Consider the following 15150-nt stretch of genomic DNA (forward strand, 5'->3'; position numbering starts at 1 on the left):
AATTTAGGAGAGAAAACGACGATGAATAAGGTGGATTACCAGCTCGAGCTTGACCAAATCCGCGAGGCTTTAGGTTATGATTTCTTGTCACTGGCCCTTGCTGAACCGGCAGAATATGACTATGTTATCCGATGGAAATACGCCTCCGGGAACACGAATGACCGATTCAAACGGATTGTGCTGCAATCCGGAAGAGGGATTGCGGGCATCATATTCAAGACTGGCAAGCCGTTTTTACTCTCTTCTGTGCAAAAACATGTGAAACCTGATACATTGTTTACCTTTCCTATAATTAAGATGGAGAATCTGAACAGCATAGTAGCTGTACCCATGTGGAATGATGCCCGGGTTGCAGGCGTGCTTCTCGGCGGCTTCAGGGGAGAACGGCAGGTAACCGATGATATGCTGCGGGACCTCGAAGCAGTGGCGCGTAAAGGAATTGGAGACTTGAACGGGAAGGACTTGTTGCTGAATTGATGAAACCCGGAATGGATCTGCCAAATGCTTTGATGACGAAGCTGTTTGAGAACAGCACGGAGGCCATGTTCTTTTTTGACAGTGCAGGGAAAGCCCTGGCAATGAATCCGGCTGCCGAGAATATCGTAGACAAGGATATCTTGAAGATGCTGTATCAGGGAAATCCCCTGGCCCTCTGCGGAACTTGCCGGGGGTATACGAGTGAGACGGAGCTGCGCACATGCCTTAATTGCTATTTCAATACACCGGACTCTGAGGATTTCACTTCTTATCAGGTGTACCTGGAGACGAAGGACAAAGGGATTGTGCCTTACGCAGCTTCCTTCCATACGATAGATTTCGAGAACGACATTCGGGTATTTATGCTTAGAGATTTAACCAGACAATTCAAGACGCAAGAAAAGTTCTATCAGAACAAAATGATGAAGCATATCATTGAAGCTCAAGAGAAGGAGCGCAAACGTATTTCCCGCGAGCTGCATGACAGCGTGGCCCAGGAGCTAATGAGCGCTGTGATTGATCTTCGCGTGCTCAAATATATGACGGATGACGAGCAGTTGCTCAAAAAAGTAAAGCACACCGAGGTTTCGATGACCCGGCTGCTGAATGATATCCGCAATCTGTCTGTGGAGCTTAGACCTGCAGCGCTCGATGATTTAGGACTGGATGCTGCCTTTCGGTCACACTTCAAGCGGATGGAGCAAAGCTACGGTCTTATGATCGAATATGAGACCCAGCTTGCAGAGAAACGATATGAAAGTGAAATCGAAACGGTCATGTACCGGGTTTGCCAGGAAGCCTTGTTGAACGCCCTGAAGTATGCGCAGGTTGATACGGTCAAAGTATCCCTTACCGAAAAAGACGGTGTGCTGCGCCTCCTGATCGAGGATGAAGGAGTTGGCTTTCATCCGGGAGACGAACCCAGCGGGACCGGGCTTGGACTCTATGGCATGCAGGAGCGGGCAGAATTGGTAGGCGGTACTTTCAGCGTGGATTCGGGGATTGACAGAGGCACAAGGATTCTTTTACAAATTCCTGTAGGGCTTGCACAAGGAAAGGAATGAGATTCTGATGAAGATCGTCATTGCAGACGACCATGCGATAGTACGCAGCGGATTCTCCATGATCCTGAATTTTCAGGATGATATTGAGGTGATCGGAGCGGCGGCAGACGGAAAAGAGGCCTATACAATGGTAGCCAAATTCCGGCCGGATATTCTTATCATGGACCTGAGCATGCCGCCGGGAGAAAGCGGACTGATAGCAACAGGCAAGATTAAAGAGGACTACCCGGATACCAAAATCCTGATTCTGACGATGCACGATGATGAAGAATATCTCTTCCATGTGCTGAAGAACGGAGCTTCCGGTTATGTACTCAAAAGCGCGCCGGACGAGGAGCTTCTGCTCGCTATCCGGACCATCTACGAAGGCGGAACCTATATCCATCCCAAAATGGCGACTTCTCTTGTCCGCGAGTTCATCAAAAAGGATAAGTCCGCCACTACAGAAGATCTCTTCGAGCTGCTCTCGAAACGGGAATTAGAGATTCTGCCGCTCATCGCCAAGGGCTATGGCAACAAGGAAATCGCGGAAAAGCTGTTCATATCCGTAAAAACGGTTGAAGCCCACAAAGCCAAAATCATGGAGAAATTGAACCTGAAAAGCCGGCCGGAGCTGGTTGAATACGCTTTGAGGAAAAAAATGCTGGATTTCTAGCCAGTGAATGGAGGAAGCAACTGCGTGCCGGATTATGCAGATTTACAGTTTACAACACCCGCCATGCGTATTCTTGAGAATGAACACCGCTATCTCTCCTTTTTAATGGAAGAATGGCATGCCCACGTGTGTGGTTTGAACAGGGAACGATTAGCCTGGAGGAGGGCAGGGGGCGGCTGCAAGAGCTGCGTCAAGGAATTCTCGATTTTATCAGTCCGCTGCAGAAGCATACCGCGAAGGAAGAAGAGCATTTTTTCCCGCTGCTGGGTACTTATATCGGGTTTGACCAAGGACCGCTGGTTGGGATTCAAGAGGAGCATCGTGAGATTGACGGATATATCGGCCATTTCCTGCATCACACTAGCGGCGAACTGGATCTGCTGTCTCTTGAGGCTATCCGTGAAGCTGTTCAAAACGCCGGGGAGGCTTTTGAAGTACTGACTGTGCATTTTGTAAAAGAAGAGACGGTCATTTTTCCGATGGCTGAACAGCAGCTCAGCCGCTTGGACAAAGAACGGCTAAGCCAAAAACTGAATACGCTCATTACCTGAAACACACAGGCTGCTTTTTCATGAAGCGGCTTTTTTTTATTTTCCGGGCATTCAGCTCCTTATATTTATTTTCAGGGTTTACCCTGTCAGGGAAAGGGTACTCCCCTATATCTGGACAGGGGGATCGGCGGATACAATGAGGACAGGAGTATCTGTACAGACAATCATGAGAATAAATGCGAAAAGGTGAGTCGAATGATCAAAAAGATGCAGTTGCCGCTTCAAACGTTAAACTTGATCACCGGATTTATGGTATGGGTTATTATTTCTTCCCTAATGCCTTTTATCTCCGAGGACATCAGCATCCCGCCCGGAAAATTGGCAATGGTCACAGCAATTCCAGTTATCTTAGGTTCAGTTTTAAGAATTCCGCTTGGCTATTATGCAAATATTTTTGGAGCACGCATTATATTTATGACGAGCTTTGTCCTGCTCTTGTTCCCTGTCTACTTTATTAGTGAAGCCTCTACGATGACTCATCTAATTATTGGAGGACTCTTCCTTGGAATCGGCGGAGCAGTATTCTCCGTTGGGGTTACTTCGCTGCCAAAGTACTTTCCCAAAGAAAAGCATGGGCTGGCTAACGGGATCTACGGAATAGGTAATATCGGAACTGCCATTACAACCTTTTCCGCCCCGTTAATAGCCAAACAGATTGGCTGGTCGCCGACTGTTAAGCTGTACTTGATCCTGCTGCTTGTATTTATAGCGTTGAATTTCCTTTTCGGGGACCGGCATGAACCCAAGCTGAAAACGCCGATTATCGAACAGATTAAAGGTGTGGCCAAAAATGAGAAGCTCTGGCTGTTCTCGCTGTTCTATTTCATTACCTTCGGATCATTCGTGGCATTTACGATTTATCTGCCGAACTTCCTGGTCTCGAACTTCGGCCTGGATAAAGTGGATGCAGGGATGCGCACAGCCGGATTCATCGCGGTTGCTACCTTTTTCCGGCCGGTAGGCGGCTGGCTTGCGGATAAATTCCAGCCTTTATTCCTGCTGATTGGCACATTCAGTATTTATACGGTTGCAGCGATCATACTGGCATTCCTGCCTTCCATGGGCCTGTATACAGTGGGCTGCCTGGCAATTGCGGTAAGTGCGGGGATCGGAAACGGTGTGATTTTCAAATTGATGCCCTTGTACTTCAATAAGCAGGCGGGGATTGCCAACGGGATTGTGTCCATGATGGGCGGGCTTGGCGGCTTTTTTCCACCGATTATGCTGTCTATCATTTATTCGGCTACAGGCCAATATTCCATCGGGTTCATGCTGCTGTCGCAGGTAGCGCTGGCAAGTCTGGTGCTTGTGGTATGGCTGTATTATCAGGACCGCTTGGCGCTAACCGCTGAAGTGTTCAACTCGACCGGGCAGGGCATTCTCGTAACGGATGTAACCGGCCTTATCAAGACAGTCAACCCGGCATTTACGAAGCTTACGGGCTATACAGAAGAGGAAGTATTGGGCAAACACCCTAGTGTTCTGAAGTCAGGACGCCAATCCAAGGATTTCTACCGCGATATGTGGGGTGAGATCAAGACGAAAGGGATGTGGCAGGGTGAAATTTGGAACAAACGCAAGAATGGCGAGGAATATTTGCAGTGGCTAAATATCAGCGCTGTCAAAGACGAGACAGGCGAAGATGTCCGGTATGTCGGCACGTTTAGCGATATCTCGCTGAAGTAAGCTTTTCGAAAGGAACGATGGCCAGATGAATGCACATCCACTACAAGATCAACTGCGGCGGCCCATCCACGATTTGAGGATATCGGTAACAGACCGGTGCAATTTCCGTTGTTCCTACTGCATGCCTAAGGAAGTATTCGGTGACGATTATGCCTTTCTGCCGACAAGTGAGCTGCTGACCTTTGATGAAATCGAGCGTTTGACCAGGCTGTTTGTCTCTCTTGGCGTAAGCAAAATCCGGCTGACCGGCGGCGAGCCGCTGATGCGGCGCAATCTTCCCGAGCTGGTTGCCAAGATTCGCACGATTGACGGTGTGGAAGATATCGGTTTAACGACCAATGGGATGCTGCTGGGACATCAGGCGACGCCGTTATACGATGCGGGACTCCGCCGGCTGAATATCAGCCTGGATGCGCTGAATTCTGAGCTTTTTGGGAAGATGAATGGGCGGGGCATCAAACCTGACTTTATTTTAAAACAGATTGATCGTGCGATAGAAGCCAGGTTTGAGGTCAAAGTGAACATGGTAGTCCAAAGAGGCGTAAATGAGTCGGAAATTCTGCCAATGGCCGGTTATTTCAAAGATCGTAATATACCGCTGCGGTTCATCGAGTATATGGATGTCGGCAACGACAATGGCTGGAGCTGCGATAAAGTTGTAACGAAAAAAGAAATTCTGGAGCGCCTTCAGGAAACCTACGAGCTTGAAGCACTTGACCACAATTATTTTGGAGAGGTTGCCAAGCGCTACCGGTACAAGGACAGCAAGGCACAGATCGGATTTATTACTTCGGTATCTGAATCGTTTTGCTCCTCCTGTACACGCGCCAGGTTATCCTCTGACGGAAAATTTTATACCTGCCTGTTCGCTTCGGGCGGTTTTGACCTCAGAGAGCTGCTTCGCGGCGGGGCGGATGACCAGAGCCTGCTTGCAGCCATAAAGAGCGTATGGGAGCTGCGGGCAGACCGCTATTCTGATGAACGGACAGAACAGACTGCAAGGAATAGAACGAAGATCGGGATGTCCTATATTGGCGGTTGATGGAGCACATATTACGACGTATACGACAGGAGACGAATTGTACCAATGAACGGAGCTCAGCTGCTGATTCAGATGTTGATTGAGAACAATATTACAACCATATTCGGGTACCCGGGCGGTGCCGTATTGCCTTTGTACGATGCCTTATATGATTGCGACAGCATCCAGCATGTTCTGGTTAGGCATGAGCAGGCAGCGGTTCATGCCGCTGACGGATATGCAAGAGCAACAGGTCGCCCGGGAGTGGCGCTTGTCACCAGCGGCCCGGGTGCAACCAATGCAGTTACCGGAATTGCCACAGCTTTTATGGATTCCATTCCATTAATCGTCCTTACGGGCCAGGTTTCCACTGAGCTTATTGGGCTGGACAGCTTTCAGGAAGTAGATATTTATGGGATGACGATGCCCATCACCAAGCATAACTACATTGTCAGGGAAATCGCTGATCTTCCGAAAATTGTGAATGAGGCGTTCCATGTCGCTACAACTGGACGCCCCGGACCAGTCCTTATTGACCTCCCGAAGAATGTGATGACCGCGAGCTTCACTAGTGAGCACAATTCTGACACTCAGAAACATCAGCCCTCTATCAGGGGGTATCAGCCGAATACCGACATTGAGCTTCAGGACATTCAGCTTGCAGCAGAACGGTTGAACCATGCAGAGCGTCCACTTGTACTGATTGGCGGGGGCTGTATAGCAGGCAACACTCCGGCATTGTTAAAAGAGTTCGCAGAGCAATTCAATCTTCCCGTAGCCAGCACGCTAATGGGCTTAGGTGCTTTCCCATCTGGACATCCCCTGCATCTGGGTATGTTAGGGATGCACGGGACAGTGGCTGCCAATCGTGCACTGCAGAGTGCCGACGTTGTGCTCTGTCTCGGGGTGCGGTTCAGTGACCGCGTTACCGGGAACCGGAAGGCGTTCTCGCCGGACTCTTATAAAATTCAAGTCGATATAGATACATCGGAGCTTAACAAGAACATTCCGATTGATCTTGCAATTACTGGACAATGTGCAGATCTGCTTACCGGACTGCGGGAGATCATACATATTCAGGAGCATGCTGCATGGGATCAGCAAATCGAGAGCTGGCGTAAGCGTTCAGTGAAATCCCGCCGGGTGCAGAATACCCAGTTGATGCCCCAAGAGGTAATCCATTGCATAGAAAAGGCTACGGATGGAGATGCCATCATCGCTACGGACGTAGGCCAGCACCAGATCTGGACGGCTACACATTATAATTTCACGGAGGCCCGCTCTTTTCTGACCTCCGGAGGGCTTGGCACAATGGGGTATGGCTTGCCCGCGGCCATTGGCGCTGCAGTGGCTTTTCCTGACCGTCATGTCGTATGCATCACGGGGGACGGCAGCTTCCAGATGAATATGCAGGAGATCATGACCGCTGTCGATCTGGGGCTGAACGTCAAAGTCGCTATCTTCAAAAATGGCTACCTGGGCATGGTAAGGCAGTGGCAGCAGCTATTTCTCGGCCGCCGTTATTCTTCCGTGCGCATCAGTTCCCCAGATTTCGTTGCCTTGGCCCAATCCTTTGGCGCCCACGGTTTCCGGGCACGCAATCTAGCTGAAGCGGAGCATATTATTCATCTTGCGCTGGACACAGACGGCCTTGTCGTCATGGAGTTCGATATTACTGAGGAATCGAATGTATATCCAATTGTCCCTCCAGGGTCCAGCAATCAGGACATGATCGTCGAATAACATCATAGCAAGCAAAAAGGATGTTCCTCTATTGAATCACCAATAGAAGAGCATCCTTTTTTTGCTGCTGAAGGCTAGAAATACAACACAAGCACAGACACATATAACATGAGGGAGAAGCCTATTTCACTCATACCGGTACGCCTGCCTGTAATCCCTGTCTTTGGCAGGATTGCCGCCCGCAACAGCAGGATGACGAGTGGAGCAAGCAATGAAGGGAACAGGAGCATCCCAACCAGTGCAAACAGCAGATGATACAGAACTGATCCGTAATAGAAGCGGAGGTTGTTTCGTTCACGAATAACTGTTTTGACATATACAGCAGTCCCGATAAAATACAGCGCCGCAAGCAGGAACAGCTCTGTCGCTGTTCTCCAGCTATCTCCCTTGCCGAAATAAGCTACAGGATAAATGATCAGGCAAAATGCTAGAATGGCCGAGATGTCATTGAGCAAGGCGCGTTCATTTTTGGTTTTGGCATAGTAGAGATTAACAGCAAACAAGGGAACCAGCGGAAGGACAAACCATAACAGCTCAGGCTCGGAAATCAGCAGATAAAGGCTTAATGGCAGCAGCAGAATCCCGTACACCTTCATGGGCCCAATATAACGTTCAGATTTCCCTGTCTTTACCCATTGCAGCAAGGGGAAGCTGAACAAGTAGATCAGAAGCCAGCAAACAAACAACGGAATGTGTATAACCTGCCCTGTAGAAGCTGCTATTCCGAACAGAAAAGGGAGGATAAGCATGGCCCAAGCTCCGTGCTGGTTGGGGATATACTTCCTCATACAACAATAACCTCCTACCTGAAATTATCATGCCTGCCAGAGCCCCAGACTACTTAACTATACGTTCTTTGCTACGCGGCAATAGTGATTTGACACACAAAAACCTGGTGGGATCATAGTGGCTCTTTTGATCATTTCACTTACCATGTCCGGCGCTGAAGGAAATATTTTCTTGTCTACTTTTCAAAAAAATATTGGTAAGGTAGGGGATATTATTAATAAGAGGTGATATGTTGACATGAATAAGAAACATTGTTTGTTCTGTGATGAGATTGTCCCCATTACACCGGAAGGCGATTACGATAGATATATAGGCTGTTCTTGTTCACCCGGCGGGTTCTATAGTCTACTGAGAGACAGCTATGAGCCTATTAATTCCTTCCCATATCAAAAGAAACGTGACATGCTTCATTTAGTATCGGCTTACATCCGGGAGTTGACAGATTGTGATGAAAAAGTTGCTCTATCGGCCAAGGACATGGAGTCCATTGCGAATTCTCCGAAAATCCCTGTGACCATTGAAGATAAAGGACACCGGCTACTGCAATATTTGTACAGACATTCCGAAGGCCCGGGGGAAGCGGTTGTCATTCACCCACTCTCCAGCAGCTACAACCTGACGTATTCTCCCAATCAGCAAGAGCTGGTATATATCATCGAAAAGCTGAGAAATGAGCAGCTGCTCATCAGGGAAGGCTTGAGCTTTAAGCTTACGGAAAAAGGATGGAACGAGGCCGCCGCAAGCACTGAAGGCAAAGAACTAAAGCCATGCTTCGTTCTCATCTCGGATAAGGAGGAGCTACGCACTGAGTGGCTGGAAAAGCTGTTGCCTAAAATCGAGCAGTGTGGCTATCTGCCGCGCTTGCTTACACATACGAAAACGCAGACTCATGAAAAGTATTCCTTAGAGCTTATCACGGACAGCAAGCTGATTATCGCGGATATAACCGGTCAATCCCCTGAGGTGTATTTTACGGCGGGATATGCGCTCGGTTTAAATATCCCGGTGATATGGACCGTGAACAGCAGCGATAACGATAAGCTTTTTGTACACACCTCAGTTATTCGTCCAATCGTTTGGAATACCGCTGAAGAATTAGCAATAATGCTTGAGCAGAGGTTGAGTTTATAGAATTAAAAAGGGCATCCCATTCTTCAGCCACCATTCCACTACCCCGACATAGGCCGTACAAGAGTATTGAAGAATAATCTCTTTGCTCAGACCGGCGTTTTTCCCTGCGTAATATCGACCTCATCTTCTCGAAATATTCGAATTAGACCAAAGTAGCAGGACAAATTCCAATTCACATGCCCAGGATAATAAACACTTTCGCTATCATTTGTGCAGTAATCAACGAATCCAAGGATTTTAACCATTGAAAGTATGATAGCTCTTTCTATAATTATTAACAGGTGTTGATTTATGGATACTTACGGAGCGATAGCGACTGCGAACAGCGGTACAATCCAAAACATCTGGAGACAACAGCGGCCGGAAGTCCAAACATACCCCGCAGTTACGACCAGACCCCAATATGAAAATAACGCATCGAATCCATAGACTCGATGCGTTATTTTTAGAGCTTATCGTACCAGTCGCTGTCAACAGGCTCCAGCCATACCGTTTCACCCGGCGTGATGGCCAAGTGTACAAACCAGCTGTCTTTGGTAGCGCCATGCCAGTGCTTCACATTCGGCGGGATATTCACCACATCCCCCGTTTTGAGCAGCTGCGCCGGCTTTCCTTCTTCCTGATACCAGCCCTCGCCGCCTGTCACCAATAAGACTTGGCCGACTTTATGAGAGTGCCAGTTATTGCGGGCGCCCGGAGCAAAGGTCACATTTCCAATGGGTGCATTATTCCTTCTATCTTTAGCTTTTGAAGATTTCTTTTGCAATGTTAAATGCAGACCAGGCTTTGGGCCAGCCGGCATAGAACGAAAGATGAGTAATGATCTCTGCGATTTCGTCTTTTGTCACTCCGTTTTCCTTCGCTTTATGAAGGTGTGGAGTCAATTGTTCGAAGTTACCTCCGGCAATTAAAGCGGAAACGGTGATCATGCTGCGGTCGCGCGGAGATAATTCCTTTTCCCTGGACCATACTTCACCAAATAAGACATCGTCGTTAAGTTCAGCAAATTTAGGCGCGAATTCACCCAGCAAGTCCCGTCCTGCTGTCTGTTTTTTTGGCATATCCGTCATTCCTTTCGTCTTTTCATGGGTTCATGAAGAAGTATAGACCTTAAAGTGGACTTCAATGCAAGTATTGAATTATTGAAATTTGACTTAGAGTTAACTTCAGGGTGTAAGCTGGCATTAAGAGATGGGAGGAATAACCTTTGAAAACACTGAATCAACAACTTTTAACCGGAGAGCGGGCGCTTTTTAAAAGCAGAGAGCTTGTAATCACTAATTCTGTTTTTGCGGATGGTGAATCACCGCTGAAGGAAAGCCGCGATATTTCAATCCATAATAGTATTTTTAAATGGAAGTATCCGCTTTGGTATAGCGAACACATTCATGTGGAGAACAGCACATTTCTGGAAATGGCACGCTCGGGAATTTGGTATACGCGCCATATTTCAATCCATGACAGCGTTATAGAAGCGCCCAAGACATTGCGGCGTTCAAGCGATATCCACCTGGTGAATGTCAATTTGCCAAATGCGCAGGAGACCTTGTGGAATTGTGAAGGCGTGTACTTGAAACATGTGACTGCACATGGAGATTACTTTGGAATGAACAGTCAGAATATTACAATTGATGATTTGACCCTGGTAGGAAATTATGCCTTTGATGGTGCGAAGAATATAGAAGTCCGTAATGCGAAGCTGATCTCAAAAGACGCCTTTTGGAATTGTGAGAATGTTACTGTATATGATTCGCTTATCATTGGCGAGTATCTCGGCTGGAATTCCAAAAATATCACCTTTATCAACTGTACCATTGAAAGCAATCAAGGCATGTGTTACATGGATCATTTGGTCATTGAGAATGGAAAGCTCATCAATACAGATTTGGCATTTGAATATTCAACGATTGATGTGGATGCAGCAACATGGATTGACAGTGTGAAAAACCCGATTGCCGGAAGGATTAAAGCGAAGGGCATTGGCGAATTAATCCTGGATGATGAAGATATTTCTGCTTCAAATACCCGGTATGAACTGGAACAGGCAGGTGAGCCTTGTGAATTATGATTTTGATAAAATGACGAACCGCTTCGGCACAAACTCTTATAAATGGGACGTCGGCTCCAAGGAGCTGCCCATGTGGGTAGCGGATATGGACTTTGAGACATCCCCCGAAGTGATCGAGGCCTTTCAAAAGAGATTAGACCACCGTATCTTTGGCTACACCTCCGTACCGGACGCCTACTTTGATGCGGTTGCCCAGTGGTGGGGCAGGAGACATCATTTTCGTGTTCAGCACGAATGGATAATGTTCTGCACAGGTGTGGTGCCGGCGATTTCTTCCATCGTGCGCAAAATGACCACGGCCGGTGACAATGTGCTTGTGCTGGCACCTGTATATAATATCTTTTACAACTCTATTGTGAATAATCAGAGAAACGTTCTCGTAAGCGAATTGGTATATTCGGAACATAAATATTCTATTAATTTTGACGATCTGGAAAAAAAGCTGGCCGCTCCCGAAACCACGCTGATGATTTTTTGCAATCCGCATAATCCAATCGGTAAGGTCTGGGACAGCGCTGTTCTTCAAAAAGTGGGGAATCTGTGCATCAAACACAATGTCCTTATCCTGTCCGATGAAATTCATTGTGATTTAACTCATCCTGGGCATCGTTATATCCCCTTTGCATCGGTTTCAGAAGAAATTGCCCAACATTGCATCACCTGTGTAGCACCAACGAAGGCATTTAATCTTGCGGGAATACAATCTTCGAGTATTATCGTACCAAATCCTAGTTTGCGAGCGCTCGTGAATCGGGGGATTAATACAGATGAGGTTGCTGAACCTAATGTTTTTGCGGTTGAAGCGGCCATATCGGCATTTACAGAAGGCGAACCTTGGCTTGCTGCATTATTAAGCTACCTAATGGAGAACAAGCAGCTTCTCGAACAGTTTATAGCAAGTCAACTCCCGGAGCTTCAAGTCATTCATTCGGAAGCCACCTATTTGGCCTGGATAGACTGCAGTGCTGTAGCCCGGGATACAAAAACCTTATGCGAGTATATAAGAAAAGAAACGGGGCTGTATGTCTCGGAAGGGGCCATGTTTGGCGGAAACGGCAGCACATTCATTCGAATGAACTACGCCTGTCCGAAAGTGCGGCTTAAAGATGGGTTACAGCGGTTTGCTGAAGGAGTGAAGGCATTCCAAAGCCTCAAGATCACAGCGGATCGTCCTTAGGCAAGAAAGTTTCTCTTGCATTCTTTTGGCTATTAATGATATTTTAAAAGAAAAGAACACAATAAACAAACTAATCACACACAATACAACACAGATATCTCAAAATGAGAATTTGAATCCCAGGAGGTTCAAAATGAACAAGCGACGTCTCTCCTTCCACACGGATGGAACCTTTAAGATTGTGCAATTTACCGATATTCATCTTCAAGACGGAATCAACCCGGAGCATGATGCCCGGACACTGGCCCTTATGGAGCGCATTATGGAAACCGAGCAGCCGGATCTGGTAGTGTTCAGCGGCGACCTGATTTACAGCCATGATACGGTGGACCCTGAGGCCACCTTCCGCCGGGTCATTGAGGTTGCGGCACGGGCGGAAACGCCATTTGCCGTGATCTATGGCAACCACGATTCGGAGAAGGGAGTGACCCGGCCGGAGCTTCAGGAGATTTTGACAGAATATGAGTTATGCATGGCCGAAGCAGGGCCGGAAGAGATCCACGGTACAGGTAACTATGTGCTGCCGCTCTTCAGCCATTCCGGAGACCGGGAAGCAGCAGCGCTGTATTTCGTGGATTCGGGTGAATATGCGCCTGAAGCAATTGGCGGATATGCCTGGATTCACCCCGATCAGATTGCCTGGTATACCCGGGAATCAGCCAAGATCCGGGAGAGAAACGGCGGGGTGCTGCCTGCGCTGGCTTTTATGCACATTCCCATTCCTGAGTATCATGAAGTATGGCAATCGGGAAGAGTAGCGGGGAGAAAAGGCGAAATGGTCTGCTGCTCCAAAGTGAACAGCGGCTGGTTCGCGGCAATGCTGGAGGCGGGGGATGTGATGGCAGCCTTCGCCGGGCATGATCATGACAATGATTACATAGGTAATCTGCACGGAATTACGCTGGCCTATGGCCGGGTTACCGGGCATAACACATACGGGGCACTGCAGCGGGGTGCACGGATCATTCAGCTTCTGGAAGGGGAACGGCGCTTCGAGACTTGGATCAGGCTGGAGGATGGCGGCGTAATTGACTAGCATTGACAGGAACATATCAGGAGGACTTACGAAATGAAGGTAGATTTTCATCTTCATCTGGAAGAAGGGCCGTATTCGCCAAGGTGGCTGCAGCGTACGCTGGAGAGCCTGACAGCTATGGCTGACAGCGGCAAGAAGGAGCACACACTGGCCTGGATGCAGGAGAGCTTTCGTCTGCTGGAACGGCGCATTGCCGACGGGGCTTATTCCGATGAATGGCTGGACTTGTATCTGAAGCAAGCCAAGGAGCGCGGCATGCACACTGTCGGCATTGTCGATCATCTGTACCGGTTCAAGAAATATAAAGCTTATTCCGAGAAGCACATGCTTCTGGATAATAGCCCGATAGGCCGCTTGCAGCGGGAATGGCTGGAACAGGTGTGCATAGCGGATGTGGAAGAATTTACAGCTTGCATTCAGAGCCAGAAGATGAAGTGGCGGCAGGAAGGGATTGAGCTCCGGCTCGGCATTGAGGCCGATTATTTCCCGGGCTGCGAGCAGGAGTTAAGCAGGATCCTAGAGGAACAGCCGTACGACTATGTCATCGGCTCGGTGCATTTTGTAGATGGCTGGGGCTTTGACAATCCGGCGACGCAGAAGCATTTTGAACAATTCGACTTGGAGGCTCTCTACACCCGGTTCTTCGAGCTTGTCGGTGGTGCGATTTCTTCGCGCCTGTTCGATATTGTTGCCCACCTGGATAACCTCAAGGCCTTCAACTACCGCCCGGACGAGCAGCAGCTGCTGCCGATGTATGAGCGGATTGCAGATCTGCTGGTCGAGCATGATACGGCCACCGAGATCAACGCCGGAATGTTGTACCGCTATCCGATCCAGGAAATGTGCCCAAGTCCAGCTTTTCTGGCGGTATTGGCGGCCAAGGGGGTGCTTTTCACGACCTCTACCGATGCCCACTTTCCTGACGACCTCGGCTGCTATGCGGATCAGCAAGTGGAGCTGCTGAAGCAGGCGGGGATACGGGAAATTGTAACCTTCCAGAATCGGCGGCGGAGCCGGCACGAACTTATGTAACGACTAAATATATAAGTTGAACTAAAGAAAATATAGAAGGGGCAGAAGTGACGGAGGTAAATCAATGTACAATCAAGAGAAAAGAACAATTACTACCGAAAGATTGATTTTAAGACCCTTTGAATTATCTGATGCACAACGTGTCTCCGAGCTCTGCAATAACTACAATATCTACAAAAGTACATTGACTCTGCCTTATCCATACCCCATTGAATGTGCAATATCTTGGATTCAGACACATGAAGATAATTTCAACAATAACAAATCATATGAGTTTGCCATTACTGACAAAAGTACTAACGAGCTTTATGGAGCCATAGGACTCACCAATAACCAAACACACAGAAACGGCGAGCTTGGATATTGGATAGGTGAGGACAATTGGGGGAAAGGGTATGCAACTGAAGCAACAAAAGCGGTCACTCAGTTTGCTTTTTCAGAAAAGCATTACCACAAAGTATACGCGAGATATTTTGCTTCAAATCCAGGCTCTGGACGGGTTATGCAAAAATCGGGAATGGTGCAAGAAGGCGTATTATTACAGCATGTCTATAAAGATAATAAATTTGTAGACCTTATTCATTATGGGATTATAAACCCTAAACAGACCTCTTAACACCGTACATTTCACGATACTATAATGACTTACAGACAACGGATAACATAACTCTTAGATAATGAAAAATTCACACAAACGGCTGTGTCCACCTTGAAAGGCGG

The 15150-nt window shown here is 47.9% G+C and carries 15 protein-coding genes and 1 pseudogene; 13 read left to right on the top strand and 3 right to left on the bottom strand.

Annotated features, from left to right (window positions below):
• Positions 1–21: 21 nt before the first annotated feature.
• The 7 genes from ACX1DY_RS00185 (at position 22) to ilvB (ending at position 7197) form a co-directional block, all read left to right on the top strand.
• Positions 22–477 carry a GAF domain-containing protein gene (locus tag ACX1DY_RS00185; protein WP_458962195.1) on the top strand — a complete coding sequence of 152 codons (456 nt, stop codon included), beginning with the start codon at positions 22–24 and terminating at the stop codon, positions 475–477.
• Positions 477–1541, top strand: a complete 1065-nt coding sequence (locus ACX1DY_RS00190) for a sensor histidine kinase (RefSeq protein WP_458962800.1) — start codon at positions 477–479, stop codon at positions 1539–1541. The genes ACX1DY_RS00185 and ACX1DY_RS00190 overlap by 1 nt, the downstream gene beginning before the upstream one ends.
• Positions 1542–1548: 7 nt before the next feature.
• Positions 1549–2196 carry a response regulator gene (locus ACX1DY_RS00195; protein ID WP_458962196.1) on the top strand — a complete coding sequence of 216 codons (648 nt, stop codon included), beginning with the start codon at positions 1549–1551 and terminating at the stop codon, positions 2194–2196.
• 128 nt (positions 2197–2324) lie between these two features.
• A complete protein-coding gene (locus tag ACX1DY_RS00200; protein WP_458962197.1) occupies positions 2325–2747 on the top strand; it encodes a hemerythrin domain-containing protein in 423 nt (140 codons plus the stop codon).
• A 195-nt stretch (positions 2748–2942) separates the two neighbouring features.
• Positions 2943–4433, top strand: a complete 1491-nt coding sequence (locus ACX1DY_RS00205) for a nitrate/nitrite transporter (protein ID WP_458962198.1) — start codon at positions 2943–2945, stop codon at positions 4431–4433.
• A gap of 25 nt (positions 4434–4458) precedes the next feature.
• Positions 4459–5475 carry a GTP 3',8-cyclase MoaA gene (moaA, locus tag ACX1DY_RS00210; RefSeq protein WP_458962199.1) on the top strand — a complete coding sequence of 339 codons (1017 nt, stop codon included), beginning with the start codon at positions 4459–4461 and terminating at the stop codon, positions 5473–5475.
• 45 nt (positions 5476–5520) lie between these two features.
• Complete coding sequence (gene ilvB, locus ACX1DY_RS00215) at positions 5521–7197, top strand: biosynthetic-type acetolactate synthase large subunit (protein WP_458962200.1); 1677 nt, start codon at positions 5521–5523, stop codon at positions 7195–7197.
• 74 nt (positions 7198–7271) lie between these two features.
• Here ilvB and ACX1DY_RS00220 read toward each other — a convergent pair whose 3' ends face one another.
• On the bottom strand, positions 7272–7985 hold the full coding sequence (locus ACX1DY_RS00220; protein ID WP_458962201.1) for a YwiC-like family protein: 714 nt from the start codon (positions 7983–7985) through the stop codon (positions 7272–7274).
• A gap of 238 nt (positions 7986–8223) precedes the next feature.
• Here ACX1DY_RS00220 and ACX1DY_RS00225 point away from each other — a divergent pair, with 238 nt between their 5' ends.
• Entirely contained in the window at positions 8224–9117 is an 894-nt protein-coding gene (locus ACX1DY_RS00225; protein WP_458962202.1) for a hypothetical protein, read from the top strand.
• A gap of 445 nt (positions 9118–9562) precedes the next feature.
• Here ACX1DY_RS00225 and ACX1DY_RS00230 read toward each other — a convergent pair.
• Positions 9563–9859 (bottom strand): annotated as a pseudogene (locus ACX1DY_RS00230) (cupin domain-containing protein); the annotation flags it as partial.
• Positions 9858–10178 carry a carboxymuconolactone decarboxylase family protein gene (locus ACX1DY_RS00235; protein WP_458962203.1) on the bottom strand — a complete coding sequence of 107 codons (321 nt, stop codon included), beginning with the start codon at positions 10176–10178 and terminating at the stop codon, positions 9858–9860. The pseudogene ACX1DY_RS00230 and the gene ACX1DY_RS00235, both read right to left, overlap by 2 nt.
• Positions 10179–10324: 146 nt before the next feature.
• Between ACX1DY_RS00235 and ACX1DY_RS00240 the strand changes: the two genes are divergently transcribed.
• The 5 genes from ACX1DY_RS00240 (at position 10325) to ACX1DY_RS00260 (ending at position 15046) form a co-directional block, all read left to right on the top strand.
• Entirely contained in the window at positions 10325–11185 is an 861-nt protein-coding gene (locus ACX1DY_RS00240) for a DUF3737 family protein (protein ID WP_458962204.1), read from the top strand.
• Entirely contained in the window at positions 11175–12362 is a 1188-nt protein-coding gene (locus tag ACX1DY_RS00245) for a MalY/PatB family protein (RefSeq protein WP_458962205.1), read from the top strand. Before ACX1DY_RS00240 ends, ACX1DY_RS00245 begins: the two co-directional genes overlap by 11 nt.
• A gap of 133 nt (positions 12363–12495) precedes the next feature.
• Entirely contained in the window at positions 12496–13398 is a 903-nt protein-coding gene (locus ACX1DY_RS00250; protein ID WP_458962206.1) for a metallophosphoesterase family protein, read from the top strand.
• 33 nt (positions 13399–13431) lie between these two features.
• Positions 13432–14430, top strand: coding sequence for a histidinol phosphate phosphatase domain-containing protein (locus tag ACX1DY_RS00255; RefSeq protein WP_458962207.1), 999 nt, complete (start codon positions 13432–13434; stop codon positions 14428–14430).
• Between the two features lie 64 nt (positions 14431–14494).
• Positions 14495–15046, top strand: coding sequence for a GNAT family N-acetyltransferase (locus ACX1DY_RS00260; protein ID WP_458962208.1), 552 nt, complete (start codon positions 14495–14497; stop codon positions 15044–15046).
• The last annotated feature ends 104 nt before the right edge of the window (positions 15047–15150 follow it).

It is taken from the genome of Paenibacillus sp. BAC0078 (assembly GCF_054483875.1).

Excerpts from the sequence above, each read along its gene's own strand:
- ACX1DY_RS00185 (WP_458962195.1), top strand. The coding sequence starts at position 22 with ATGAATAAGGTGGATTACCAGCTCGAGCTTGACCAAATCCGCGAGGCT.
- ACX1DY_RS00190 (WP_458962800.1), top strand. The coding sequence starts at position 477 with ATGAAACCCGGAATGGATCTGCCAAATGCTTTGATGACGAAGCTGTTT.
- ACX1DY_RS00195 (WP_458962196.1), top strand. The coding sequence starts at position 1,549 with ATGAAGATCGTCATTGCAGACGACCATGCGATAGTACGCAGCGGATTC.
- ACX1DY_RS00205 (WP_458962198.1), top strand. The coding sequence starts at position 2,943 with ATGATCAAAAAGATGCAGTTGCCGCTTCAAACGTTAAACTTGATCACC.
- moaA (WP_458962199.1), top strand. The coding sequence starts at position 4,459 with ATGAATGCACATCCACTACAAGATCAACTGCGGCGGCCCATCCACGAT.
- ilvB (WP_458962200.1), top strand. The coding sequence starts at position 5,521 with ATGAACGGAGCTCAGCTGCTGATTCAGATGTTGATTGAGAACAATATT.
- ACX1DY_RS00220 (WP_458962201.1), bottom strand. The coding sequence starts at position 7,985 with ATGAGGAAGTATATCCCCAACCAGCACGGAGCTTGGGCCATGCTTATC.
- ACX1DY_RS00225 (WP_458962202.1), top strand. The coding sequence starts at position 8,224 with ATGAATAAGAAACATTGTTTGTTCTGTGATGAGATTGTCCCCATTACA.
- ACX1DY_RS00235 (WP_458962203.1), bottom strand. The coding sequence starts at position 10,178 with ATGCCAAAAAAACAGACAGCAGGACGGGACTTGCTGGGTGAATTCGCG.
- ACX1DY_RS00250 (WP_458962206.1), top strand. The coding sequence starts at position 12,496 with ATGAACAAGCGACGTCTCTCCTTCCACACGGATGGAACCTTTAAGATT.
- ACX1DY_RS00255 (WP_458962207.1), top strand. The coding sequence starts at position 13,432 with ATGAAGGTAGATTTTCATCTTCATCTGGAAGAAGGGCCGTATTCGCCA.
- ACX1DY_RS00260 (WP_458962208.1), top strand. The coding sequence starts at position 14,495 with ATGTACAATCAAGAGAAAAGAACAATTACTACCGAAAGATTGATTTTA.